General features: G+C 71.4%; 23 protein-coding genes. 22 read left to right on the top strand and 1 reads right to left on the bottom strand.

Translation table 11 applies throughout. From position 1 onward, the window contains the following. Positions 1-329 precede the first annotated feature (329 nt). The 19 genes from ACFYO8_RS06375 (at position 330) to ACFYO8_RS06285 (ending at position 21,578) form a co-directional block, all read left to right on the top strand. On the top strand, positions 330-1,595 hold the full coding sequence (locus ACFYO8_RS06375) for a cell wall anchor protein (RefSeq protein ID WP_354867816.1): 1,266 nt from the start codon (positions 330-332) through the stop codon (positions 1,593-1,595). A gap of 98 nt (positions 1,596-1,693) precedes the next feature. After that, entirely contained in the window at positions 1,694-2,404 is a 711-nt protein-coding gene (locus tag ACFYO8_RS06370) for a demethylmenaquinone methyltransferase (RefSeq protein WP_354867819.1), read from the top strand. A 74-nt stretch (positions 2,405-2,478) separates the two neighbouring features. Next, positions 2,479-2,697: a hypothetical protein gene (locus tag ACFYO8_RS06365; protein ID WP_354867821.1), complete on the top strand. Its 219-nt coding sequence runs from the start codon at positions 2,479-2,481 to the stop codon at positions 2,695-2,697. A 134-nt stretch (positions 2,698-2,831) separates the two neighbouring features. After that, a complete protein-coding gene (locus tag ACFYO8_RS06360) occupies positions 2,832-4,106 on the top strand; it encodes a geranylgeranyl reductase family protein (protein WP_354867824.1) in 1,275 nt (424 codons plus the stop codon). A 134-nt stretch (positions 4,107-4,240) separates the two neighbouring features. Continuing rightward, a complete protein-coding gene (locus ACFYO8_RS06355; RefSeq protein WP_354867826.1) occupies positions 4,241-4,606 on the top strand; it encodes an NADH-quinone oxidoreductase subunit A in 366 nt (121 codons plus the stop codon). Positions 4,607-4,617: 11 nt separating this feature from the next. Continuing rightward, positions 4,618-5,298 (top strand): NADH-quinone oxidoreductase subunit B family protein, encoded by a 681-nt coding sequence (locus tag ACFYO8_RS06350; RefSeq protein ID WP_354867828.1) that lies wholly within the window; start codon positions 4,618-4,620, stop codon positions 5,296-5,298. After that, complete coding sequence (locus ACFYO8_RS06345; RefSeq protein WP_354867830.1) at positions 5,295-6,029, top strand: NADH-quinone oxidoreductase subunit C; 735 nt, start codon at positions 5,295-5,297, stop codon at positions 6,027-6,029. The genes ACFYO8_RS06350 and ACFYO8_RS06345 overlap by 4 nt, the downstream gene beginning before the upstream one ends. Before the next feature lie 55 nt (positions 6,030-6,084). Further along, positions 6,085-7,410 (top strand): NADH-quinone oxidoreductase subunit D, encoded by a 1,326-nt coding sequence (locus tag ACFYO8_RS06340; protein WP_354867833.1) that lies wholly within the window; start codon positions 6,085-6,087, stop codon positions 7,408-7,410. Beyond that, complete coding sequence (gene nuoE, locus ACFYO8_RS06335; protein ID WP_354867835.1) at positions 7,407-8,516, top strand: NADH-quinone oxidoreductase subunit NuoE; 1,110 nt, start codon at positions 7,407-7,409, stop codon at positions 8,514-8,516. Before ACFYO8_RS06340 ends, nuoE begins: the two co-directional genes overlap by 4 nt. Next, the gene (gene nuoF, locus ACFYO8_RS06330) at positions 8,513-9,829 is read left to right on the top strand and encodes an NADH-quinone oxidoreductase subunit NuoF (RefSeq protein WP_354867838.1); all 1,317 of its coding nucleotides are present in this window, start codon (positions 8,513-8,515) and stop codon (positions 9,827-9,829) included. The genes nuoE and nuoF overlap by 4 nt, the downstream gene beginning before the upstream one ends. Beyond that, positions 9,829-12,270: an NADH-quinone oxidoreductase subunit G gene (locus ACFYO8_RS06325; protein ID WP_355047341.1), complete on the top strand. Its 2,442-nt coding sequence runs from the start codon at positions 9,829-9,831 to the stop codon at positions 12,268-12,270. Before nuoF ends, ACFYO8_RS06325 begins: the two co-directional genes overlap by 1 nt. Further along, a complete protein-coding gene (gene nuoH, locus ACFYO8_RS06320) occupies positions 12,267-13,622 on the top strand; it encodes an NADH-quinone oxidoreductase subunit NuoH (RefSeq protein WP_354867843.1) in 1,356 nt (451 codons plus the stop codon). The genes ACFYO8_RS06325 and nuoH overlap by 4 nt, the downstream gene beginning before the upstream one ends. Before the next feature lies 1 nt (position 13,623). After that, complete coding sequence (nuoI, locus tag ACFYO8_RS06315; protein WP_354867844.1) at positions 13,624-14,271, top strand: NADH-quinone oxidoreductase subunit NuoI; 648 nt, start codon at positions 13,624-13,626, stop codon at positions 14,269-14,271. Then, on the top strand, positions 14,268-15,038 hold the full coding sequence (locus ACFYO8_RS06310) for an NADH-quinone oxidoreductase subunit J (RefSeq protein WP_354867847.1): 771 nt from the start codon (positions 14,268-14,270) through the stop codon (positions 15,036-15,038). Before nuoI ends, ACFYO8_RS06310 begins: the two co-directional genes overlap by 4 nt. Beyond that, positions 15,035-15,334: an NADH-quinone oxidoreductase subunit NuoK gene (gene nuoK, locus ACFYO8_RS06305; protein ID WP_013283611.1), complete on the top strand. Its 300-nt coding sequence runs from the start codon at positions 15,035-15,037 to the stop codon at positions 15,332-15,334. Before ACFYO8_RS06310 ends, nuoK begins: the two co-directional genes overlap by 4 nt. A gap of 7 nt (positions 15,335-15,341) precedes the next feature. Further along, the gene (gene nuoL / locus ACFYO8_RS06300) at positions 15,342-17,303 is read left to right on the top strand and encodes an NADH-quinone oxidoreductase subunit L (RefSeq protein WP_387187722.1); all 1,962 of its coding nucleotides are present in this window, start codon (positions 15,342-15,344) and stop codon (positions 17,301-17,303) included. A 64-nt stretch (positions 17,304-17,367) separates the two neighbouring features. Then, positions 17,368-18,900, top strand: a complete 1,533-nt coding sequence (locus ACFYO8_RS06295; RefSeq protein ID WP_354867850.1) for an NADH-quinone oxidoreductase subunit M — start codon at positions 17,368-17,370, stop codon at positions 18,898-18,900. Further along, positions 18,897-20,450 carry an NADH-quinone oxidoreductase subunit NuoN gene (nuoN, locus tag ACFYO8_RS06290; RefSeq protein ID WP_354867852.1) on the top strand — a complete coding sequence of 518 codons (1,554 nt, stop codon included), beginning with the start codon at positions 18,897-18,899 and terminating at the stop codon, positions 20,448-20,450. The genes ACFYO8_RS06295 and nuoN overlap by 4 nt, the downstream gene beginning before the upstream one ends. Positions 20,451-20,537: 87 nt before the next feature. Further along, positions 20,538-21,578: a polyprenyl synthetase family protein gene (locus ACFYO8_RS06285; protein WP_354867854.1), complete on the top strand. Its 1,041-nt coding sequence runs from the start codon at positions 20,538-20,540 to the stop codon at positions 21,576-21,578. A gap of 31 nt (positions 21,579-21,609) precedes the next feature. Here the strand turns inward: ACFYO8_RS06285 and ACFYO8_RS06280 are convergent, their stop codons facing one another. After that, the gene (locus tag ACFYO8_RS06280) at positions 21,610-22,833 is read right to left on the bottom strand and encodes an MFS transporter (protein ID WP_354867857.1); all 1,224 of its coding nucleotides are present in this window, start codon (positions 22,831-22,833) and stop codon (positions 21,610-21,612) included. Between the two features lie 153 nt (positions 22,834-22,986). On the opposite strand from ACFYO8_RS06280, the gene ACFYO8_RS06275 reads away from it, so the two are divergent. The 3 genes from ACFYO8_RS06275 (at position 22,987) to ACFYO8_RS06265 (ending at position 25,157) form a co-directional block, all read left to right on the top strand. Beyond that, positions 22,987-23,769, top strand: coding sequence for a helix-turn-helix domain-containing protein (locus tag ACFYO8_RS06275; protein ID WP_354867859.1), 783 nt, complete (start codon positions 22,987-22,989; stop codon positions 23,767-23,769). A gap of 183 nt (positions 23,770-23,952) precedes the next feature. Beyond that, positions 23,953-24,447 carry a sigma-70 family RNA polymerase sigma factor gene (locus ACFYO8_RS06270; protein WP_030274508.1) on the top strand — a complete coding sequence of 165 codons (495 nt, stop codon included), beginning with the start codon at positions 23,953-23,955 and terminating at the stop codon, positions 24,445-24,447. Then, a complete protein-coding gene (locus ACFYO8_RS06265; protein WP_354867861.1) occupies positions 24,444-25,157 on the top strand; it encodes a zf-HC2 domain-containing protein in 714 nt (237 codons plus the stop codon). The genes ACFYO8_RS06270 and ACFYO8_RS06265 overlap by 4 nt, the downstream gene beginning before the upstream one ends. The last annotated feature ends 71 nt before the right edge of the window (positions 25,158-25,228 follow it).

The following is a 25,228-nucleotide window of genomic DNA, read 5'->3' as shown; positions in this document are numbered from 1 at the left end:
GATCACCGGCGGCTAACCTGCCCGCGCGACACCACCGATCCGGGCCGCGAGCAGGCAGGTAACAGGTCGGCGGCGACCCGGGCGAGCGCGGCCCGGTGAGCCGACGACGCCACTACGCTTGCGGCGTCGTCGGGGACCGTCGTCCTCCATCGGCCCATGAGGGCCGTTCACATAACGCACCGCGGCAGGGGCGGGATGGGTGACCATCCCGCCCCTGCTGTCTGCCGGGATCGATGGGAATTCCGCCGCCGGTGCTGGCGTGGCGACGCGTCGCTCCGGTACCGTCCGTTCGTTCGGCGTGATCACGCCTCCCTATCCCCGGGAGAACAATGACCTTCCGCTACCGGTCCACGCTGGCCCGCGCCGGCGTCGTGGCCCTGCTCTCCGCCGCCGGTCTCGGCGCGCTCGCCGGCCCGGCGCAGGCCGCCGACGAGGCCGACCTCCAGCTCATCCCGCTCAGCTACCAGGTCGCCAAGGGCGTCAGCGAGGCGAAGGCCAAGCCGTTCAAGTTCCAGGTGAACAACACCGTCGGAACCGTGGACGCGAAGGACGTCCGGGTCACCGTCGAGACGAACGGACTCAAGACCGACAAGGTCGGCGTGCTGGTCCCGGCCGGTTGCGACATCCGGGGCACCGCCTTCTCCTGCCTGCTCGGCGACCTGCCCGCCGGCACCTCCGAGGACTTCGGCATCCCGCTGTTCGCCAAGGGTGGCAAGGGTGCGGCCGGCACGCTCACGGTCTCGATCAGCGCGGGCAGGAGCGCCAAGGTGCTGGACGAGATCGACCACGACATCACCGTCGCCGAGCCGGGCTACGACCTCACCACGTGGGTGCAGGACGTGTACGCCGACGTGGTGGTCGACGGCGACGACGCCGGCGAGTCGGGCCTGCGCCCGGTCCGGCCGGGCGCGACCGCGCCGCTGGACTGGGCCGTGTTCAACGACGGCAGCAAGCGCGCCACCGGCATCGCGTACGGGATCGGACTGCCGGCCGGCGTCACTTTCGCGAAGCTGCCCGAGGGCTGCGTCGAGCAGAACCTGGGCGGTGTCCTCAACGCGCACTGCGAGGACGCGGGCGCGGTGCTCAAGCCCGGCCAGTACTACACCGCCGACATCCGGGTGACTGTCGGCGCGGACGTGACGGAGAAGCTGCTCCGGCCCGGGATCGTCTGGGCCAAGGGCCTCGACGCCGCGGCCGGGGCGGCCGACGAGGAGCCGCGGGTCGCCAGCTCGGCGCAGCGGCGCGCGTTCACCGAGACCGACGACTTCGACAACACCGCGCTGTTCGACGTCTTCGTCGACCAGAGCCCGCCGTCGAGCCCGTCCCCGAGCCCGTCGCCGACCGCCCAGCCGACGTCGTCGCCGACGGCCGGGCCGACGCCGACCGGCGGCGCGACGGCGGTGCCGACCCCGACCGCCGGTGGTGGCACGGGTGGCGGCGCCGGTGACGGTGGCCTGCCGGTGACCGGTATGCAGATCGGCCTGATCGGCGGGACCGGCGCGGCGGTGCTCGCGGCCGGCGCGGCGCTGATGATGCTGTCCCGCCGCCGCAAGGTGGTGCTGGTCACACCGGGCGAGGAGCGCACCGGCGACTGACCTGGGAACCGATACGCGGCAGGGCGGGGTGGGTGACCACCCCGCCCTGCCGCGTACCCGGGCGGAGCCGGGCGCCGTGCGGCTGGCAGAGTGGAGGGGTGAGCCGTACCCCGCAGGGCCAGCGCGCCAGCCTGGACAAGCAGCCGCACGAGGTAGCCGCGATGTTCGACGGCGTCGCGGCCCGCTACGACCTGACGAACACAGTGCTCTCCTTCGGGCAGGACCGGTCGTGGCGGCGGGCCACCCGGGCGGCGCTCGGGCTGCGGCCGGGCGACCGGGTGCTGGACGTGGGCGCCGGCACCGGTGTGTCGACCGAGGAACTGGCCCACTCCGGGGCGTACGCGGTCGGCGCCGACCTGTCGCTGGGCATGCTGCACGCCGGAAAGCGCACCCGTCCGTCGGTGCCGCTGCTGGCCGGGGACGCCCTGCGGTTGCCGTTCGCCGACGCCAGCTTCGACGCGGTGACCATCTCCTTCGCGCTGCGCAACGTCAACGACACCGACGCGGCGCTGGCCGAGCTGGCCCGGGTGACCCGGCCGGGAGGCCGGCTGGTGGTCTGCGAGTTCAGCACGCCGGTCAACCCGGCGTTCCGCACCGTCTACCTGTCGTACCTGATGCGGTCGTTGCCGGCGGTGGCCCGCGCCGTGTCGAGCAACCCGGACGCCTACGTCTACCTGGCCGAGTCGATCCGGGCCTGGCCGGACCAGGCGGCGCTGGCCGCGCGGATCGCGGCGGCCGGCTGGGGCCGGGTGGCGTGGCGCAACCTGACCGGCGGCGTCGTGGCGCTGCACCGGGCAGTCCGAAACTGACAGTCCGGCCGAGGCTGGCCGGCCATTTCGTGAATGTCCAGTTCTGGTCTACTTTGTCCCGTAGGCTCGCCTCCATGAGGGGACCAGACCAGGCCGCCACCGACGACGACGCCGCCGAGCTCATCGCGCAGCTCCGCGAGCTGGCCGGCGCGGATCCCGCCGATGTCCGCCAGGTCGTCGCCGAGGTGCTCGCCGCGCTGGACCGGGCCGCCGGTGGCGCGTTGCGCGACCACCTGCCCGACGCGATACGCCTCGACGCCGGGCTCGGACCGGCCGCGCAGGCACGCCCGTGACCGGTCTCGACGCTCTTACCGGCGCGTTTCCGCGAAGTTAGGCCCCCCTCAGCGCGAACTGGTGTAACGGCGGTCATAGACTCCAACCCGATCGGCTTGTGAAGCATTTCACGAGCATGCGGGAGGAGGCGCGGATGACCGCGGTGGAGAACGACGCCGACGTCATCGTCGTGGGCGCCGGTCCCGGAGGATCGGCCACGGCGTACCACCTGGCGCGGCACGGCGTACGCGTGCTGCTGCTGGAGAAGACGGAGTTTCCCCGGGAGAAGGTCTGCGGCGACGGGCTCACGCCCCGCGCGGTGCGGCAGCTCATCCGGATGGGCGTGGACACCTCGCCCGAGGCGGGCTGGCTGCACAACAAGGGCCTGCGCGTGATCGGCGGCGGGGTACGCCTGGAACTGGACTGGCCCGACCTGGCCAGCTTCCCCAACTACGGCCTGGTGCGGACCCGGCTCGACTTCGACGACCTGCTCGCCCAGCGGGCGGTCGCCGCCGGGGCGAAGCTGCGCACCAACGTCAACGTCCTCGGGCCGGTGCTCGACGCCGACGACCGGGTGATCGGCGTGCAGGCCGAGGTCGGCCCGGACAAGGAACCGGCCACGTTCCACGCGCCGCTCGTGGTCGCCGCCGACGGCGTCTCCGGCCGCTTCCCGCTCGCCCTCGGGCTGGCCAAGCGGGAGGACCGCCCGATCGGCGTGGCGGTCCGCCGCTACTACCGCTCGCCCGCCAAGCACGACGACGACTACCTGGAGTCCTGGCTGGAACTGCGGGCCAAGGGCAGCGACGCGCTGCTGCCCGGCTACGGCTGGATCTTCGGCCTCGGCGACGGTCGGGTGAACGTCGGCCTCGGCGTCCTCAACTCCTCCTCGGCGTTCGGCAAGACGAACTACCGCAAGCTGCTCACCGACTGGCTCGCGAACACCCCCGAGGACTGGGGGATGACCGACGAGTCCAACGCGGAGGGTCCGACCCTCGGCGCCGCGCTGCCGATGGGCTTCAACCGGGTACCGCACTACACCCGCGGCGTCCTGCTGGTCGGCGACTCCGGCGGCATGGTCAACCCGTTCAACGGCGAGGGCATCGCGTACGCGATGGAGTCGGGCGAGATGGCCGCGGAGGTCCTGGTGCAGGCGCTCGCCCGCCCGGCCGGCGCGGAGCGCGAGCGGGCGCTGATGGCGTACCCGCAGGAGCTGAAGGCCCGCTTCGGCGGCTACTACCGGCTCGGCGGCGTCTTCGTGAAGCTCATCGGCCGCCCCGAGATCATGCGGATGGCGACCAGGCACGGCATGCCGCACCCGATGCTCATGCGGTTCGTGCTCAAGCTGCTGGCCAACCTGACCGACCCGCGCGGCGGGGACGCGATGGACCGGGTCATCAACGCGATGACGAAGGTGGCCCCGGCCGTGTAGGAGACGACCGGCCCCGAGGCCGAACGCCCACGGGCCGGACCGAGATCGACCCCGCCGACCGCTGTCGGGAGGGACGTGAATAGTGTGATTTTGGCCAACCACCGAGGTCAGGGAAGGACGAGCAGGGGACAACGATGACGCTCTCTCCTTACACACCCATCATCGGGCTGTTCGCCCTCGCTGCGGCGTTCGCGCTGTTCTCCGTGGCCGCCGCCCGACTCGTCGGCCCGCGCCGTCTGAACAAGGCCAAGCTCGAGGCGTACGAGTGTGGCATCGAACCGAGCCCGCAGCCGGTCGGCGGCGGCCGGTTCCCGATCAAGTTCTACCTGACGGCGATGCTCTTCATCGTCTTCGACATCGAGATCATCTTCCTCTACCCCTGGGCGGTCTCCTTCGACGCCCTGCCGATCTTCGGCTTTGTGGAGATGGTCCTGTTCATCGTCGCGGTCTTCGTCGCATACGCCTATGTCTGGCGTCGCGGCGGCCTGGACTGGGACTGAGGAGGTAGCAGATGGGCATCGAGGAGAAGCTTCCCTCCGGCGTCCTGCTCACCAGCGTCGAGAAGCTGGTCAACTGGACGCGGAAGACCTCGGTCTGGGGCGCCACGTTCGGTCTGGCCTGCTGCGCCATCGAGATGATGGCGGCGGGCGGCCCGCACTACGACATGGGCCGCTGGGGCATGGAGGTCTTCCGGGCCTCGCCCCGGCAGGCGGACCTGATGATCGTGGCCGGCCGGGTCAGCCAGAAGATGGCCCCGGTCCTGCGCCAGATCTACGACCAGATGGCCGAGCCCCGCTGGGTCATCTCGATGGGCGTCTGCGCCAGCAGCGGCGGCATGTTCAACAACTACGCCATCGTGCAGGGCGTCGACCACGTCGTACCGGTCGACATGTACCTCCCCGGCTGCCCGCCCCGGCCGGAGATGCTCATCGACGCGGTGCTCAAGCTGCGCGAGAAGATCATGTACGAGCCGCTGGGCCCGAACGGCCGCAAGATGCTGGAGGCCCGCCAGGCGCGCGGTGACGTGCCGGCCGTGCCGTACGGCTCGATGCCCTCGTCGTACCGCAGCGACAAGGCCCGGCGTGCCGAGTGGACGAAGGCCGTCCGCGAGGGGCGCGAGGAGCAGCTGCGGATCGAGAACTGGATGAAGGCGCAGAACCACCTTCAGGCGTCGCATAGGGGCCCGAAATGACCGCACCGAACGACAAGACCAACGACGGCGGGGTGCCGGTACCCACCACCCCGGTCGGCGCCAGCTCCACCGCACCGGCGGAGTACCCCCCGGCCAGCCCGGCCGGCCGGGGCATGTTCGGCAACCAGGGCACCGGCGACGTCTCCGGCTACGGCGGCCTGGTCCGCCAGCGCAAGCCGATCGAGGAGGCGACCCGCCCGTACGGCAGCTACTTCGACGAGGTGCGGGACGCGCTGGAGGAGGCGTACCCGGACTTCGGCGACGCGATCGAGAAGGTCGTGGTCGACCGGGGCGAGCTGACCCTGCACATCCGCCCGGAGCGGATCGCCGAGGTCTGCCAGGTGATGCGCGACGACCTCGCGCTGCGCTTCGAGCTGCTCTCCTCGGTGTCCGGCGTGGACTACCTGGGCGCGGAGCGTCGCCTGCACGTGGTCTACCAGCTGACCTCGATGACCTACCGCCGCATGGTCCGGCTGGAGGTGGCCGTCTCCGCCGAGCAGCCGCACGTCCCGAGCGTCACCGCCGTCTACCCGACCGCCGACTGGCAGGAGCGGGAGGCGTACGACATGTTCGGCGTCGTCTTCGACGGCCACCCCAACCTGACCCGGATCCTCATGCCGGACGACTGGGAGGGCCACCCGCAGCGCAAGGACTACCCGCTCGGTGGCGTGCCGGTCGAGTACAAGGGTGCGGAGATCCCGCCGCCGGACAAGCGGCGGTCGTACCAGTGAGCGCGAGGAGTGCAGCGAAGCGGAGCCCCGCAGTCGCGAACGGAGGGTTGGCACTGTGACCACGTCGAACTACGCGACCGAGCGCGAGACGACCGAGGGCAAGGTCTTCACCGTCACCGGCGGGGACTGGGACGAGGTCGTCTCCGGCACGGACCCGATCAACGACGAGCGGATCGTCGTCAACATGGGTCCGCAGCACCCGTCCACCCACGGCGTGCTCCGGCTGGTCCTGGAGCTGGAGGGCGAGACGGTCCGCGAAGCCCGCTCGGTCGTCGGCTACCTGCACACCGGCATCGAGAAGAACCTGGAGTACCGCAACTGGGTCCAGGGCTCGACGTTCGTGACCAGGATGGACTACCTCGCCCCGCTGTTCAACGAGACGGCGTACGCGCTCGCGGTGGAGAAGCTGCTCGGGATCACCGACGACATCACCGAGCGCGCGAACACCATCCGCGTGCTGATGATGGAGCTCAACCGGATCTCGTCGCACCTGGTCTGGCTGGCGACCACCGCCATGGAGCTGGGCGCGATCAACATGATGCTGTACGGCTTCCGCGAGCGGGAGTACGTCCTCGACATCTTCGAGACCATCACCGGCCTGCGGATGAACCACGCGTACGTGCGGCCGGGCGGTGTCGCACAGGACGTGCCGGACGACGCGATCCGCAAGATCCGCGACTTCCTCGTGCTGATGCCGAAGCGGCTCAAGGAGTACGAGAACCTGCTCTCCGGCCAGCCGATCTGGCTGGAGCGCACGCAGCAGGTGGCGGTGCTCGACGTGAGCGCGTGCATGGCGCTCGGCGTCACCGGCCCGGTGCTGCGCAGCGCGGGCCTCGCCTGGGACCTGCGCAAGACCATGCCGTACTGCGGTTACGAGACGTACGAGTTCGACGTGCCGACCCACACCGACGGTGACGTGTGGGGCCGCTACCTGGTCCGGGTGGCGGAGATCCGCGAGTCGCTGAAGCTGGTCGAGCAGGCGCTGGACCGGCTCAAGCCGGGCCCGGTGATGGTCTCCGACAAGAAGATCGCCTGGCCGGCGCAGCTCGCCATCGGCGTGGACGGCATGGGCAACTCGCTGGAGCACGTCGCCAAGATCATGGGTCAGTCGATGGAATCGTTGATCCACCACTTCAAGCTCGTCACCGAGGGCTTCCGGGTTCCGCCGGGCCAGGTGTACGTCGGCATCGAGTCGCCCCGCGGCGAGCTGGGCGTGCACGCGGTGTCCGACGGCGGCACCCGGCCCTACCGGGTGCACTACCGGGAGCCGAGCTTCGTCAACCTCCAGGCCCTCCCGGCGATGGCCGAGGGCGGCCTGATCGCCGACGTGATCGCCGGCGGCGCCTCGCTGGACCCCGTGATGGGTGGTTGTGACCGATGAGCACGTTCACTGAAGAGACCCGGCTCCGGGCGCGGGAGATCATCGCCCGGTACCCGGCGGACCGGTCCCGCTCGGCGTTGCTGCCGCTGCTGCACCTGGTCCAGTCCGAGGAGGGCTACGTCTCCCCGGCCGGTGTCGAGTTCTGCGCCGAGGTGCTCGGGCTCAACAAGGCCCAGGTCGGCGCCGTCGCCACCTTCTACACCATGTACAAGCGCAAGCCCACCGGTGACTACCTGGTGAGCGTCTGCACCAACACGATGTGCGACGTGCTCGGCGGGCAGAAGGTCTACGACACCCTGGCCGAGCACCTCGGCGTCGGGCACGAGGAGACCACCGCCGACGGGAAGATCACCCTGGAGCACGCCGAGTGTCTGGCGGCGTGCGACTACGGCCCGGTGATGACCGTCAACTACGACTTCTTCGACAACGTGGAGCCGCAGGCCGCGCTCGACGTGGTCGAGGAACTGCGCGCGGGCGGCCGCCCGATGCCGACCCGTGGCGCGCGGCTGTGCACGCTCAAGGAGATGGCCGTCCAACTCGCCGGTTTCGCCGACGAGCGCGAGGGCGCGGTGGCCGACGGCGGACCGGGCGAGCCGAGCCTGCGCGGTCTGCGCCTGGCCGAGCAGCACGGCGTCTCGGTGCCGGGCTTCGACCCGAAGACTCCGATCCGCAGCAAGGCCGAGGCCGACCGGGCCGCCGCCGAGGCGAAGGCGAAGGCCGAGAAGCCGGCTCCCGCGCCCGAGCCGGCGAAGGCCGTCGAGCCGGCCAAGCCGGAGGCGGCCACCGGCAGCACCGCGCCGGACGTGAAGGCGCCGGACGACAAGTCGCCGCAGGTGCGTACCGCCGAGACCCGGCAGCCGGACGCGCACACGCCGGTGGCGGACGCGCCCGGCACCAAGGTCCCGGTGGACGGCCCGCCGCCGGCGTCGCGCGACGCGCAGGCGGCGGAAGCGGCCGGCGCGGCGGCGAACCCGCCGGCCGGCGACGGCAAGCCCGCCGGCGACGCGGCCGGCGCGCAGGAGCGCAACCTCAAGGAAGCTGAGGCCGGTACGGGCGCGGACGGCGCCGACCCGGCGGACGCGAACGGATCGGGGGTCCGCAAGTGACCACTCCTCGGCCGGAGACGCTGGCCAAGCTCACGCCGGTGCTCACCAAGCGCTGGCTCTCGCCGGACGCCTGGCGGCTCGGCACCTACGAGAAGCTGGACGGCTACGCCGCCCTGCGCAAGGCGCTCAAGGCGCACCCGGACGACCTGATCCAGCTGATCAAGGACTCCGGGCTGCGCGGCCGGGGCGGCGCGGGCTTCCCGACCGGCCTGAAGTGGGGGTTCATCCCGCAGGGCGACGGCAAGCCGCACTACCTGGTGGTGAACGCCGACGAGGGCGAGCCGGGCACCTGCAAGGACCTGCCGCTGATGACCTACGACCCGCACTCGCTGGTCGAGGGCGTCATCATCGCCTCGTACGCGATCCGGGCCAACCGGGCGTACATCTACATCCGCGGTGAGGCCGTGCACGCCGCCCGGCGGCTGCGGAGCGCGGTCGCCGAGGCGTACGCGAAGGGTTATCTCGGCCGGAACGTCCTCGGCTCGGGCTTCGACCTGGACCTGGTGGTGCACTCCGGCGCCGGGGCGTACATCTGCGGTGAGGAGACCGCGCTGCTGGACTCGCTGGAGGGCTTCCGGGGCCAGCCCCGGCTGCGCCCGCCGTTCCCGGCGACCCACGGCCTGTACGCCAGCCCGACGGTGGTCAACAACGTCGGCACCATCGCCAGCGTGCCGTACATCGTGCTCGGTGGCGCGGACTGGTGGAAGACGATGGGCACGGAGAAGTCGTCCGGCCCGATGATCTACTCGCTGTCCGGCCGGATCGCCAACCCCGGCCAGTACGAGTGCTCGATGGGCATCACGCTGCGCGAGCTGATCGAGCTGGCCGGCGGCATGACGCCCGGGCACAACCTGAAGTTCTGGACGCCGGGTGGCTCGTCGACGCCGCTGCTGACCGCCGAGCACCTGGACGTGCCGCTGGACTTCGAGGGGGTGGCGGGGGCCGGCTCGATCCTGGGCACCACCGCCACGCAGATCTTCTCCGACCAGGACTGCCCGGTGTACGCGACCTACCGGTGGCTGGAGTTCTACCACCACGAGTCGTGCGGCAAGTGCACCCCGTGCCGGGAGGGCAACTACTGGATGGTCCGGGTCTACCGGCGCATCCTGTCCGGCCAGGGCACCCACGAGGACCTGGACACCCTGCTCGACACCTGCGACAACATCCTCGGCCGCTCGTTCTGCGGTCTGGGTGACGGCGCGACCAGCTCGGTCACCTCGTCGCTGAAGTACTTCAAGCAGGACTACCTCGACTACATCGAGGGACGTACCGCGCCGAAGCTGTCGGACAAGCAGCTGGTGGGAGCCCACTAATGACCGACGTAGCCAAGCAGACCGAGACCGTCACGCTGACCATCGACGGCGTCGAGGTCACCGCGCCCAAGGGTGCGCTGCTGATCCGCGTCGCCGAGCAGCTCGGCACCGAGATCCCGCGTTTCTGCGACCACCCGCTGCTGGCCCCGGCCGGCGCCTGCCGGCAGTGCCTGGTGGAGGTGGAGGGCCAGCGCAAGCCGGTCGCCTCCTGCACCCAGACCGTCGCCGACGGCATGGTGGTGCGGACGCAGCTCACCTCCCCGGTCGCCAAGAAGGCCCAGGAGGGGGTGATGGAGCTGCTGCTCCTCAACCACCCCCTGGACTGCCCGATGTGCGACAAGGGCGGCGAGTGCCCGCTGCAGAACCAGGCGATGTCCACCGGCCGGACGGACTCGCGGTTCCACGAGCACAAGCGGGAGTACCCGAAGCCGCTGCCGATCAGCACCCAGGTGCTGCTCGACCGCGAGCGCTGCGTGCTCTGCCAGCGGTGCACCCGGTTCTCCGAGGAGATCGCCGGAGACAAGTTCATCGACCTGATGGGACGCTCCTCGCACGAGGAGATCAACATCTACCGGGACGAGGAGTACGGGGAGGACGGCGACGCCGGTGACGTCCCGTTCAACTCGTACTTCTCCGGCAACACCGTGCAGATCTGCCCGGTGGGCGCGCTGACCGGCGCCCAGTACCGGTTCCGGGCCCGCCCGTTCGACCTGGTCTCCACGCCCAGCGTCTGCGAGCACTGCTCGGCCGGCTGCGCCCAGCGCACCGACTGGCGGCGCGGCAAGGTGCTGCGCCGGCTGGCCGGCGACGACCCGGCGGTGAACGAGGAGTGGAACTGCGACAAGGGCCGCTGGGGCTTCCAGTACACCCGCGCGTTCGACCGGATCAGCACGCCGATGGTGCGCGACGAGAAGACCGGTGAGCTGCGCGAGGCGTCCTGGAGCGAGGCGCTGACCCGGGCCGCCGAAGGGCTGCGCGCGGCCCGCGACGGCGCGACCGGCACGGCGGTGCTGACCGGCGGCCGGCTCACCGTCGAGGACGCCTACGCGTACGCGAAGTTCGCCCGCATCGCGCTGCGTACGAACGACATCGACTTCCGGGCCCGCCCGGCCTCCCGCGAGGAGGCCGACTTCCTGGCCAGCAGCGTCGCCGGGGTCACCGACGTGACCTACACGGACGTGGAGAACGCGCCCGCGGTGGTGCTGGTCGGCCTGGAGCCGGAGGAGGAGTGCCCGATCCTCTTCCTGCGGCTGCGCAAGGCGTACCTGAAGAAGAAGCTCACCGTGTACGCGATCGCGCCGTTCGCGACCCGCGGCCTGGAGAAGCTCGGGGCGAAGCTGGCCCGCGTGGTGCCCGGCGAGGAGGCCGGCGTGCTGGCCGAGCACGCCACTGTGGCCGAGGCGCTGGGTCGGCCCGGCGCGATCCTGGTCGTCGGCGAGCGGCTGGCCGAGGTTCCCGGCGGGCTGTCGGCGGCGGCGGACGTCGCCCGGCGTACCGGCGCCCGGCTGGTCTGGGTGCCGCGGCGCGCGGGTGACCGCGGCGCCGTCGACGCGGGCTGCCTGCCCAACCTGCTCCCCGGCGGCCGGGTCGTCACCGAGCCGGCCGCGCGCGCGGAGCTGGGCGAGGCGTGGGACATCCCGGCCGGGGTGATCCCGAGCCAGGCCGGCCGCGACACCGACGGCATCCTCGCCGCCGCCGCGAACGGCCAGCTCGGCGCCCTGGTGGTGGCCGGCGTCGACCCGGCCGACCTGGCCGACCCGCGCCTGGCCGAGGCGGCCCTGGACGCGGTGCCGTTCCTGGTCAGCCTGGAACTGCGGATGAGCGCGGTGTCCCGCCGCGCCGACGTGGTCCTGCCGGTCGCGCCGGTGGTCGAGAAGGCCGGCAGTTTCCTGGACTGGGAGGGCCGGCTGCGCACGTTCGAGAAGGTGCTGGACACCGGCGCGATGACCGACGCACGGATCCTCGACGCGCTCGCCGCGCAGCTCGACGTGCGGCTGGGCACCGGCGACGTGCCGAGCATCCGGCGCGAGCTGGGCGCGCTGCCGCGTACCCGGGTCGAGCGGCCGTCGGCGCCCTCGGTCGAGCCGGCCGCCGTGCGGCAGCCCGGACCGGGCGAGGCGGTGCTCGCGACCTGGCACCAGTTGATCGACCTGGGCAGCCTCACCGACGGCGACGAGCACCTCGCCGGCACCGCCCGCCCGCCGGTGGTCCGGCTCGGCAAGGGCACCGCCGAGGCGCTGGGCGTGGCCGACGGCGACCCGGTCACGGTGGGCACCGACCGCGGCGCGATCACGCTGCCGGCGGCGATCACCGAGATGCCCGACGGCGTCGTCTGGCTGCCGACCAACTCACCCGGCTCCACCGTGCGGCGCGGCCTCGGCGCGACGTCCGGCGACGTGGTGAGCGTCTCCGCAGGAGGGAACGAAAGGTGGGTGCAGTGAACCCCGTCATCCTCGCGGCGCAGGACCCGACGCTTGCCGACTTCGGCAGGGACCCGTGGTGGCTGGTCCTCGGCAAGATCCTGTTCGCGTTCGTCGTCGCCGTGGCGGCCACGCTGCTCGGCGTCTGGTTCGAGCGCCGGGTGGTCGGCCGCATGGCGGTGCGGCCCGGCCCCAACCAGGCCGGCCCGTTCGGCCTGCTCCAGACGCTCGCCGACGGCGTGAAGCTGGCCTTCAAGGAGGACATCCTCCCGCGCAAGGCCGACAAGGTCGTCTACTTCTTCGCCCCGGTGATCTCGGTGGTCTGCGCGGTCACCGCGCTGTCGGTGATCCCGTTCGGGCCGATGGTGAGCATCTTCGGGCACCGGACGCCGCTGCAGGTCACCGACGTGTCGGTGGCGGTGCTGGTGGTGCTGGCCTTCTCCTCGCTCGCCGTGTACGGCATCGTGCTCGGCGGCTGGGCCAGCGGCTCCACCTACCCGCTGCTCGGCGGCCTGCGCTCGGCGGCCCAGCTGGTCTCGTACGAGGTCACCATGGGCCTGAGCGTGGTCGCGGTCTTCATGACCGCCGGCACCATGTCGACGAGCGGGATCGTCGCCGCACAGGGCGACGGCACGCGGCTGACCATCGGCGGCTTCGACCTCGCCGCGCCCGGCTGGTACGCGATCCTGCTGCTGCCCAGCTTCATCATGTTCTTCATCGCCATCGTCGGTGAGACGAACCGGGCGCCGTTCGACCTGCCCGAGGCGGAGTCGGAGCTGGTGGCCGGTTTCCAGACCGAGTACAGCTCGCTGAAGTTCGCGCTGTTCATGCTCAGCGAGTACGTCGCGATGGTGACCATGTCGGCGTTCACCGTGACGCTGTTCCTCGGCGGCTGGCACGCACCGTGGCCGATCACGATCTGGTCCGGCGCCAACGAGGGCTGGTGGCCGATGCTGTGGTTCTTCGGCAAGGTCATCATGCTGGTGTTCGTCTTCGTCTGGCTGCGCGGCACGCTGCCCCGGCTCCGGTACGACCAGTTCATGCGCTTCGGCTGGAAGGTGCTGCTGCCGCTGAACCTGGTCTGGATCATGGTGCTCGCCGGGCTGCGCTCGATCGAGGACTGGCAGACCCGGGACCGGCTGCTCGTCACCGCCGTCGGCGCGGGCGTGCTGCTGCTGGCCACGCTCTTCTGGCCGTCGCGCAAGAAGGAGCTGAAGCCGTCGCTCCAGGAGCAGGCGGACACCCGGCCGTACGGCAGCTTCCCGCTGCCGCCGATGGATCTTCAGGTTCCGCCGAGCCCGCGTACCAAGCGCGTGCTCGCCGAGCGGGAGCCGGCCAACGTCGTCGCCGGCCCGGACTCCAGGGAGGTGTGACGTGGGCGCGATCACCGGAACGTTCAAGGGCTTCGGTGTCACCTTCTCGCACATGTTCAAGAAGGTCGTCACCACCGACTACCCGTTCAAGCCGCCGGTCTCGGCGCCGCGCTACCACGGGCGGCACATCCTCAACCGGCACCCGGACGGGCTGGAGAAGTGCATCGGCTGCGAGCTGTGCGCCTGGGCCTGCCCGGCCGACGCGATCTATGTGGAGGGTGGCGACAACACCGAGGAGCAGCGCTTCTCCCCGGGTGAGCGGTACGCCAGCATCTACCAGATCAACTACGCCCGGTGCATCTTCTGCGGGCTCTGCATCGAGGCCTGCCCGACCCGTTCGCTCACCATGAGCAACGAGTACGAGCTGGCCCGGGACAACCGGCAGGACCTGATCTTCACCAAGGAGCAGCTGCTCGCGCCGCTGCTCGAAGGCATGGAGCAGCCGCCGCACCCGATGCGGCTGGGCGACAGCGAGAAGGACTACTACGTCGGCGCGCTCACCAACCCGGGCACCTCGGCCGGCGCCGAGCGCTCGCCGATGGGCCCCGGCCGGTACCAGGTGGACGAGCACCCGGGCGTGACCTTCCCCGGCGCCGAGCAGGCCGAGCAGCGGTCCGCCGCCGCGGCGGGCAAGGGAGGCAAGGCATGACCTCGGCTACGGTGCTCGCCGCCGCGGGCCAGGTGTCCGGCGGCGAGGAGGTCACCTTCTGGATCCTCGCCCCGCTGGCCCTGCTCGGTGCGGTCGGCATGGTGTGGGCCCGCAACGCGGTCCACTCGGCGCTCTGGCTGGTGCTGACCATGCTCTGCCTGGGCGTGTTCTACGTGCTCCAGGCCGGGCCGTTCATCGGCATGGTGCAGATCATCGTCTACACCGGCGCGATCATGATGCTGTTCCTGTTCGTGCTGATGCTGGTCGGCCGGGACGCGTCCGACTCGCTCATCGAGACGCTGCGCGGCCAGCGGGTCGCCGCCGTGGTCCTCGGGCTCGGCTTCGCCGGCCTGGTGGGCACCGGCCTGTACCGCGCGCTCGACGGCGTCCAGGCGGTCGGGCTCGACGAGGCCAACGGCGAGGGCAACGTGCAGGGCATCGCCCGGCTGCTGTTCACCAAGTACGTCTTCGCCTTCGAGCTGACCTCGGCGCTGCTGATCACCGCCGCGGTGGGCGCGATGGTGCTGGCGCACGTGGAGCGGCGCAAGGCGGACCGGATGGACCAGATCGCCACCATGAAGGCGCGGTTCCGCCCCGGCAACTACCCCGGACCGAAGCCCGGCCCGGGTGTCTACGCCACGTCCTCCTCGGTGGCCACCCCGGCCCGTCTGCCCGACGGCCGGCTGACCGACCGCAGCATTCCGGAGATCCTGCCGGTGCGCGAGTTGACGGCCGAGGAGACCGCACCGAAGGGGACTGACAAATGACCCCGGACTACTACCTCATTCTCGCGGCGGTGCTGTTCACCATCGGCGCCGTGGGCGTGCTGGTCCGGCGCAACGCGATCGTGCTGTTCATGTGCATCGAGCTGATGCTCAACGCGGCCAACCTGACCCTGGTCACGTTCAGCCGGATCAACGGCGACCTGAACGGCCAGATCATGGCGTTCTTCGTGATGGTGGTCGCGGCGGCCGAGGTCGTGGTCGGGCTCGCGATCATCATGGCGATCTTCCGGACCCGGCGCTCGGCCAGCGTCGACGACGCCAACCTGCTGAAGTACTGAGGGGCTCGTGGTGGAACAGATTCTGACGATCGCCCAGTCTGAGCCAGCCGAGGCCGTCACCTTCGCCACGGCGGACGGGATGCTGGGCAGCGTCTGGCTGCTGGTGGCGATCCCGCTGGTCAGCGCGGCGATCCTGCTGCTGCTCGGCAAGCGGGCCGACCGCTGGGGCCACTGGCTCGGCGTGGGCGCCATCGGCGCCGCCTTCGTGCTCGGGCTCACCTACTTCTTCCAGCTCCGCGGCTTGGAGAACAAGCAGGTCGAGCTGAGCCTCTGGGACTTCATCGCGGTCGGCGGCCTGCGGGTGGACTTCGGTCTGCTCTTCGACCCCCTGGCGGCGGTGTTCGTCCTGCTGATCACCGGGGTGGGCTTCCTGATCCACCTCTACGCCGTGGAGTACATGGCGCACGACAAGGGTCGGCGGCTGTTCTTCGCGTACTTCAACCTGTTCGTCGCCGCCATGCTGCTGCTGGTGCTCGGCAACAACTACGTGATGCTCTACTTCGGCTGGGAGGGCGTCGGTCTGGCGTCGTACCTGCTGATCTCCTTCTGGTACGGCCGGCCGAGCGCGGCCACCGCCGGCAAGAAGGCGTTCCTGATGAACCGGGTCGGCGACGCCGGCCTGGCCATCGGCATCTTCATCATGTTCGCCATGCTCGGCACCACCCAGTACGACGAGGTGTTCAACGGGGTCGGCTCGCTGACCTCGACCACCGTGCTGGTGCTCGGCCTGCTGCTCCTGCTCGGCGCGGCCGGCAAGTCCGGCCAGTTCCCGCTCCAGGCCTGGCTGCCGGACGCCATGGAGGGTCCGACCCCGGTGTCCGCGCTCATCCACGCGGCCACCATGGTCACCGCCGGCGTCTACCTGATCGCCCGCTCCAACGCGATCTTCTCGGCCAACGAGACGCTCCAGCTCGTGGTGGTCAGCGTCGGCGCGCTCACCCTGCTGATGGGCTGCATCATCGGTGCGGCCAAGGACGACATCAAGCGCGTCCTGGCCTGGTCGACGGTGAGCCAGATCGGCTACATGTTCCTCGGCGTCGGTCTCGGCGGCGGCGCGTACGCGCTGGCCATCGTGCACCTGCTGGCGCACGGCTTCTTCAAGGCCAACATGTTCCTCGGCGCCGGTTCGGTCATGCACGGCATGAACGACCAGGTGGACATCCGCCGCTTCGGCGGGCTGTCCAAGTACATGAAGGTCACCTGGCTGACGTTCATGATGGGCTGGCTCGCCATCATCGGCATGTTCCCGTTCTCCGGCTACTTCTCCAAGGAGCCGATCATCGTGGCCGCGTTCGAGCGGGAGGGCTGGACGGCCTGGCTGTTCGGGCTGGCCGCGCTGCTCGGCGCCGGGCTCACCGCGTTCTACATGACGCGGCTGTTCGTGCTCACGTTCCACGGCCCGAAGCGTTGGACCGAGGACATCGAGCACCCGCACGAGTCGCCGAAGCTGATGACCATCCCGCTGATCCTGCTGGCGATCGGCTCGGTCGGCGCGGGCTTCCTGCTCGCCACCTCCGTGCCGGACTGGCTCACCGCCACCAACGGGCTCGCGTCCGAGAGCGGGGAGCACGCGCCGGTGCTGGCGCACTGGCTGCTCACCGCGCTGTCGCTGCTGGTCACCGTGCTCGGTGCCGGGCTGGCCTGGTTCCTGTTCCGCGCCGGCACGGCCACCGAGCCGCAGCCGGCCGGCGTGGTGGTCACCGCCGCCCGCCGCAACCTCTACACGGACGCCTTCAACGAGGCGGTCTTCGAGAAGCCGGGCATCTTCCTCACCCGGGCGCTGGTGTTCCTCGACAACCGGGGCGTGGACGGGCTGGTGAACGGCCTGGCCGCCGCCGTGGGCGGGGGCTCGGGCCGGCTCCGGCGGCTCCAGACCGGCTTCGTGCGGTCGTACGCGACCTCGATCCTGACCGGCGCGCTGCTCGTGGTGGCGGCGTTCCTGGCGGTGCAGGCGGGGTGGTTGGCGTGATCGACCTCAACGCGGCCGCCCCCGCCGGCGGGCCACGCAGTCACGACGGAGGTAAGGCCGAATAATGTCCAACTTCCCGTTCCTCTCGGTGCTGACCGTGGCGCCGCTGGTCGGCGCCCTGGTGGTGGCACTGCTGCCCCGCAGCCGCCCCGACCTGGCCAAGCTGGTGGCGTTCGGCTGGTCGCTGCTGGTGCTGGTGCTCTCGGTGGTGATGTGGTTCGCCTTCTCCGCCGGTGGTGACCGGTTCCAGTTCCGCGAGTCGTACCCGTGGATCCCGAACTGGGGCGTGAAGTTCACCTTCGAGGTGGACGGCATCGCGCTGGTCATGCTGATGCTGATCGCGATCCTGGTGCCCCTGGTGATCCTGGCGTCCTGGCACGACGCCGAGGCGTCGAAGCGCTCCGTGCCCGCGTACTTCGCTCTGCTGCTCGTCCTCGAATGCACGATGATCGGCGTCTTCGCCGCCGCCGACGTCTTCCTGTTCTACGTGTTCTTCGAGGTCATGCTGGTGCCGATGTACTTCCTGATCGGCAGCTACGGCGGCCACCAGCGGCAGTACGCGGCGGTGAAGTTCTTCCTCTACTCGCTGGTCGGCGGTCTGTTCATGCTGGCCGCGGTGATCGGCCTCTGGGTCGTCGGCGGGAAGACCTTCGACTGGCAGACGCTGAGCCAGGCGGAGTTCGCCACCGACACGGCCCGCTGGCTGTTCCTCGGCTTCTTCGTGGCCTTCGCGATCAAGGCGCCGTTCTTCCCGTTCCACACCTGGCTGCCGGACGCCGGTGGCGCGGCCCCGGCCGGTGCCGCCGCGCTGCTGGTCGGCGTGCTGGACAAGGTCGGCACGTTCGGCATCCTGCGCTACTGCCTCCCGCTGTTCCCGGAGGCGTCGCGGTGGTTCGCGCCGTGGGCGCTGGCGCTGGGCGTCATCGGCATCATCTACGCCGCGCTGCTGGCGGTCGGCCAGAACGACCTGAAGCGTCTGGTGTCGTACACCTCGATCGCGCACTTCGGGTTCATCGGCGTCGGCATCTTCGCGTTCACCACCCAGGCCGGCACCGGCGCGGTGCTCTACATGCTCAACCACGGCCTGGCCACCGGCCTGCTGTTCCTGGTGGTCGGCATGCTGGTCGCCCGGCGCGGATCGGCGCTGATCAGCGACTTCGGCGGCGCGGGCAAACTGGTGCCGGTGCTGGCCGGTGTGCTGTTCTTCGCCGGTCTGGCCTCGCTGGCGCTGCCGGGCACCGCGCCGTTCGTCTCCGAGTTCCTGGTGCTGATCGGCACGTTCACCGTCAACAAACCGGTCGCGGTGATCGCCACGCTCGGCATCATCCTGGCGGCGGCGTACGTGCTGTGGATGGTGCAGCGCACCACGCAGGGCACCCTGAACCCGGCGCTGACCGAGGTCGAGGGCATGCGCCGTGACCTCACCCTGCGCGAGAAGGTGGTCGTCGCGCCGCTGATCGCGCTGATCGTGCTGCTCGGCTTCTACCCGAAGCCGGTCACCGATGTCATCAACCCCGCCGTCCAGGCGACCATGCAGGACGTCGGCAAGTCCGATCCCGCCCCTGAGGTCGGCAGCGTCCAGGAGGCCGCGAAGTGAGTGAACTGAAGCTGCCGTCGATCGACTACGCGGCGCTCGCTCCCATCCTGATCATGCTGGGCGCGGCCCTGCTCGGGGTCCTTGTCGAGGCGTTCGTGCCGCGCCGCCTGCGCAACGCGGTGCAGCTCGGGCTCGCCCTGGTGGCGCTGCTCGCCGCGATCGTCATGGTGATCCTGAACGCCGACGACCGGCTGATCACCATCGGCGGTGCCATCGCGATCGACGGCCCGACGCTGTTCCTCCAGGGCGCCATCCTGGTGCTCGCGGTGATGGCGCTGCTGCTCGTCGGCGACCGGACGGTGGAGCGGGGCGGCGCGTTCGTGGCGCACGCCGCGGTCACCGCCGAGTCGCCGGAGGACCGCCGGCAGGCCGAGGGCGTCGGTGGCGCCACCGAGGTCTACCCGCTGATGTCGTTCGCGATCGGCGGCATGCTGATCTTCGTGGCGGCGAACGACCTGCTGACGATGTTCGTCGCGCTGGAGGTCTTCTCGCTCCCGCTCTACCTGCTCTGCGCGCTGGCCCGCCGCCGGCGTCTGCTGAGCCAGGAGGCGGCGCTGAAGTACTTCATGCTCGGCGCGTACGCCTCGGCGTTCTTCCTGTTCGGGGTGGCCCTGATCTACGGCTTCACCTCCGGGATCCCGGGCCGTGCGGCGGGCGTCGACTTCGCCACCGTGCACGCCGCGGTCACCGACTCCCCGTCCAGCCCGGTGCTGCTGTTCGCCGGCATGGCGCTGCTCTCCATCGGCCTGCTGTTCAAGGCCGCCGCCGCGCCGTTCCACGTCTGGACGCCGGACGTCTACCAGGGCGCGCCGACCCCGGTCACCGGCTTCATGGCGGCCTGCACCAAGGTCGCCGCGTTCGGCGCGCTGCTGCGCGTCTTCCACGTGGCGTTCGCCGGGGCCTCCTGGGACTTCACCCCGGTGCTCGGCGCGATCGCGGTGCTGACCATGCTGGTCGGCGCCGTGCTGGCGGTCACCCAGACCGACATCAAGCGCCTGCTGGCGTACTCGTCGATCGCGAACGCCGGCTACCTGCTCGTCGGTGTGCTGGCGCCGAGCCGCGAAGGGCTCTCCGGCACCATGTTCTACCTGGCCGCGTACGGCTTCTCGGTGCTCGCCGCGTTCGCCGTGGTGACGCTGGTGCGCGACGCCGACGGGGAGGCCACCCACCTGTCCCGCTGGGCCGGGCTGGGCCGCCGCTCGCCGTTCTTCGCGGCGATCTTCACGTTTATCCTGCTGGCCTTCGCCGGTATCCCGTTGACCAGCGGGTTCACCAGCAAGTTCGCGGTCTTCGGTCCGGCCCTGGAGGCGGACCAGGCGTGGCTGGTGATCGCGGGCGTGCTGACCAGCATGGTGCTGGCGTTCCCGTACCTGCGGGTCGTGGTGATGATGTGGCTGTCCGAGCCGGGTGAGTCCACCCCGACGGTGACCGTGCCGGGTGCGCTCACCTCGGCCGCCCTGGTCATCGGCGTGGTGGCCACGCTGGTGCTGGGCGTGGTGCCCGGCCCGCTGCTCGACCTGACGACCGGTGCCGCCGAATTCGTCAGATGACAGAGGTGATCACACCGGGGGCCGGTACGCCGTGGCGTGCCGGCCCTCGGCGTATCCCCGTCGGCGAGCAGGTCGAACGGGTGTGGCATGGTTGAGGATGTGGCGAACCCGGCTGGCGAGCGTTCAGGTCAGTTCGGCGCGCTCGGCCTGCACCTCGCCGACCCGCGCGCCGAAGCCTCAGTGCTGGGCGTACTCGACCGGGTAGAGGCGAGCCTGCGGGCGAGCGTGGCGAGCGCCGATCCGCTGGTCACCGAGGCGTCCCGGCACCTGGTGGAGGCCGGCGGCAAGCGGTTCCGTCCGTTGCTGGTGGCGCTCGGCGCCCAGTTCGGCGAGCCGGACGCACCCCAGGTCGTACCCGCCGCCGTGGTGATGGAGCTCACCCACCTGGCAACGCTCTACCACGACGACGTGATGGACGAGGCGGCCGTGCGGCGTGGCGCCCCGAGCGCCAACTCCCGCTGGACCAACTCGGTCGCCATCCTGGTCGGCGACTACCTCTTCGCCCGGGCCGCGGACATCGCCGCCGACCTGGGTCCCGAGGCGGTACGCCTCCAGGCCCGCACGTTCGCCCGGCTGGTGCACGGCCAGATCGCCGAGACGGTCGGCCCGCGCGACACCGACCCGGTCGCGCACTACCTGCACGTGATCGCCGAGAAGACCGGCTCGCTGATCGCCACGTCGGCCCGCTTCGGCGGCATGTTCGGCGGCGCGTCCCCGGAGCACATCGAGGCCCTGGCCGAGTACGGCGAGATCATCGGCGTCGCGTTCCAGCTCTCCGACGACCTGCTGGACATCGCCAGCGAGTCGGTTCAGTCCGGCAAGACCCCCGGCACGGACCTGCGCGAGGGCGTGCCCACCCTGCCGGTGCTGTACGCGCTGGCCGCCGACGACGCGGACGCGGCGAGCGTACGGCTGCGCGAGATCCTGTCCACCGGCCCGCTGGTGGACGACGCGCTGCACGCCGAGGCGCTCGGCCTGCTGCGGGAGTCCCCGGCGCTCAAGCGCGCCCGGGAGACGGTGCGCAGCTACGCCGAGGACGCGCGCGCCCGGCTGGCCCCGCTCCCCGAGGGTCCGGCCCGCCGCGCGCTGGAGTCGCTCTGCGACTACATCGCCGACCGCACCAGCTGACCTACCCACTGCACTCTCGCCCTCACCCGGCTCACCCCGCCGCCCTGGCCTCGTCGATCACGAGGTTGGCTTGCCGCGTAGCCGGGTGCAGGAGGCGGGCGCCGAGCAGCATCAGGAGGGCGGCGAGGAGCATCGCGGTAGCCGCCGTCAGCCACATCGCCGGGTAGCCGGCCGCGCCGGCCAGCGCGCCCAGGCCGAGCGGGCCCAGGCAGCCGCCCGCGTACACCCCGGTCTGGGTGATCGAGGTGGCGGCGGCCGGCGCCTGCGGGTGGAGCCGGACCACGGCGAAGTTCATCAGCCCCGGCCATGCCCAGCCGAGCCCGAAGCCGAGAACCACGCCCGCGACCAGCGGCGTCGAGCCGGCCACCGCGAGCAGGATCAGGCCGACGGAGCCGGTCAGCAGCATCCCGGCGATCAGCCCGACGTGCCCGCTGGTGCGCCGGTCGGCCAGCCAGCCGACGCCCACCCGGGCGAGCACGCACACCACGCTGCCCAGCGTCAGCGTCAGGCCGGCCAGCCCGGGGGAGAGCCCGCGCGCCGCGGCCGAGTCGACGAGGAACGTGCCGAGGGCGTTCGCGGCGGCCGCGGCGAGCGTCGCGGCCAGCCCGATCACCACGAGCGGGCCTCTGCCGCCGGGACGGCGACCGGAGGCGCTCCGGGCCCGCCCGTCCCGTCCGGCCCGCGGTACGGCCGGCAGCGCGGCCACGGCGGCCACGGCGGCCGCCACGAAGGCCCAGCGCCAGCCGGCGGTGAGCGCGACAGTGGGGACCGCCAGACCGGCCAGCAGCGTGGCGGCGGGTACGGCGGCCTGCTTCACGCCGAACGAGAGGCCCTGCCGGTGGGCGGGCACGTGCTCGGCCAGCGCGGCGTTGCTGGCGAGCTGCCCGAGGGCGTTGGCGGCGGCGCTCAGGGCCAGCAGCGCGACCAGGACCGGGTACGACCGGGCCAGACCGGCCACGGCGAGCAGCGAGGCGGCGGAGAGCACGACGGCGGCCCGGGCGACCGGGGCCGGGCCGAAGCGCTCGACCAGGGCGCCGGAGGGCACCGAGGCGAGCGCGCTCACACCGAAGTAGATCGAGACGGCCAGGCCCAGGCCGGCCGGGCTGAAGCGGAGTTCGTCAGCGAGCTGGACGGCGAGCCCGCCCACCAGGAACACCGGTAGGACGCACACGATCGTGGTGAGGGTGGCGCCCGCGCCGACCGTGACCGCGCGCCGGGACGTCGCAGGGGTGGCACGCGAAACTGTTTCAGTCATCGCGAGCACACCTTACGCCTGCGCGTTTCGGCTGCTCATCGTGTCGGTGGACGTACCGTCTGTGTCCGGTCTTCTGGCATCCTCCATCCGAACAGGCATTTCGCACTCGGCCGGTTTTTCATATGGTGTAAGTCCCCGGCGGCGGAGGTGGTTGTGCGCGACCCCTTGGCGGAACCTTCGGACCTGATCCGTAGCGTCTCCCGCGCGCTTCGCGTGCTCGAGTCGGTCGGCCGTGCGCCGAGAGGGCTCACCGTGAAGCAGATCGCGCGGCGCTGCGAGCTGACCGTCGCCACCACCTACCACCTGGTGCGCACCCTCGCGTACGAGGGCTACGTGATCCGGCGCGAGGACGGGACGTACATCGTGGGGTTGGAGGTGGCCGACCGCTACCGCGAGCTGGTCACCGCGTTCCGTGGGCCGCCCGCGGTCGGTGAGGCGCTGCGCCGCGCGGCGTCGGACACCGGCTGGAGCCACTACCTCGGCCGTTTCGTCGGCGGCCAGGTGGCGGTGACCGCGTCCGCCGAGGGGCCGCGCTCGCCCTACCTGGAAGACCTGGTGCCCGGCTTCGACGAGGGCGCGCACGCCACCGCGCTCGGCAAGAGCCTGCTCGCCACGCTCACCACCGAACAGCGCTTCCGTTACCTGCGCGAGTACGGCATGCGCCCGTTCACGAACGCCACCCTCACCACGGTCGAGGCCTTCGAGGCGGACCTGGCCGCCGGTGACCGGCGCGGCATGCAGCTGGAACTCGGGCAGTTCCGGCAGGGCGTGGCGTGCGCCGCCGTGCTCGTCACCCCGGACAAGGACATGGAGCGCCGGGTGGTGCTGGCGTGCGCGCTGCCGGCCGGGGAGATGATGACCTCGGCCCGGGTGGTCCGAGCCAAGCTGCTCACCGCCGCGCGGGCCATCGCCGACGGGATCGCCTCGGAGAACTGACGAAGGGCCGCCGACCTGGTGGGTCGACGGGGGGATCGGCCCGGATCTGAACCGGACGTGAACAGCTCCGCCCTGACCTGCGGATGAACCGTTCGGCGTCACGGCACGTATGGACAGGCGAACGCATCGCCCGTTTCCCGCTGCCGGAAGCGAGGTACCGCCATCAGCGACCATGACGCCCAACTGCTGCGCGCGCTGCACGACGAGCACGCCGACGCGCTGTACGCGCACGCCCTGCGGCTCGTGAACGGCGATCGGCCCCGAGCCGAGGACCTGGTGCAGGAGACGCTGCTGCGCGCCTGGCGGCACCCCGAGTCGCTGGACCCGCGACGCGGCTCGGTACGCGCCTGGCTGTTCACCACCGCGCGGAACCTGGCCATCGACGCTTGGCGGCGACGCTCGGCCCGGGTCGGCGAGGTGTACACGGACGAGTTGCCCGAGACTGCCGAGACGGTCGACGAGACCGAGCGCGCGGTAGAGGCGTGGACCGTCGCCGAGGCGCTCAACCGGCTCAGCCCGACCCACCGGGAGGTGCTGGTCGAGTGCTTCTACCAGGGGCGTTCGGTGGCCGAGGCGGCGGCGCGGCTGGGCGTGCCACCGGGGACGGTGAAGTCGCGTACCCACTACGCGCTGCGCTCACTACGGTTGGCGCTGGCCGAGATGGGGGTGACCGGATGACACGCTGCGAGTTCGCACACGACGACGGGGCGTACGTGCTCGGCGCCCTCGCGCCCGCGGACCGGGTCGCCTACGAGCGGCACCTGGCCGGCTGCGCGCAGTGCCGGGAGGCGGTGGCCGAGATCGCCGTGCTGCCCGGTCTGCTGGGCCGGCTCGACCCGGCCGGGCTGGAGCAGTTCCTGGAGGTCGGGCCGGAGACGTCGCGGGTGCCCGCGCTGCTCGACGCCGCGCGCGAGCGCAAGCGCCGCGAGCGGTCGCGCTCCCGCCGACGGTACGCGCTGACAGCGCTCGCCGCCGCCGCGCTCGCGGCGCTGGTCGGCGTCGGGGTGGGGCTCGTGCGGTCGCCGGCCGGCCCGGCCGGGCCGCCGGTGGCGCTGGCCTCCGTGCGGCCGGTGGCGTTGGCCTCCATGCGGCCGGTGGCCGGGACGGTGCCGGTGCACGCCGAGGTGGGGCTGACCGAGACGCCGTGGGGCACCGAGGTCACCATGCGCTGCGGGTACGACAGGCGGGCCGGGCACCGGGAGGCGTACACCTTCCGGCTGGTGGCGCACGGTCCGGACGGCGCGACGGAGCAGATCGGCTCGTGGCTCGCCGCCCCCGGCGACGACCTGCGCTTCTCCGGCGTCACCCGCTTCACCAAGGGCGAACTGGTCCGTCTGGAACTACTCCGAGGCAGCAATTCCCCCGTCCTCGCCTACGACCTCCGCTGACCCCGCGGCCCTCTCCGGCCTCCCACCCTCGCATGGTTGATCTTGCAGTTTCGGCCCTCGGTGCGGGTCTT

The sequence above is a fragment of the Micromonospora sp. NPDC005257 genome (assembly GCF_042872445.1).
Taxonomy (GTDB): Bacteria; Actinomycetota; Actinomycetes; order Mycobacteriales; family Micromonosporaceae; genus Micromonospora.
The sequence above is the reverse complement of the archived record's forward strand: the minus strand, read 5'-3'. Positions and strand labels throughout refer to the sequence as shown.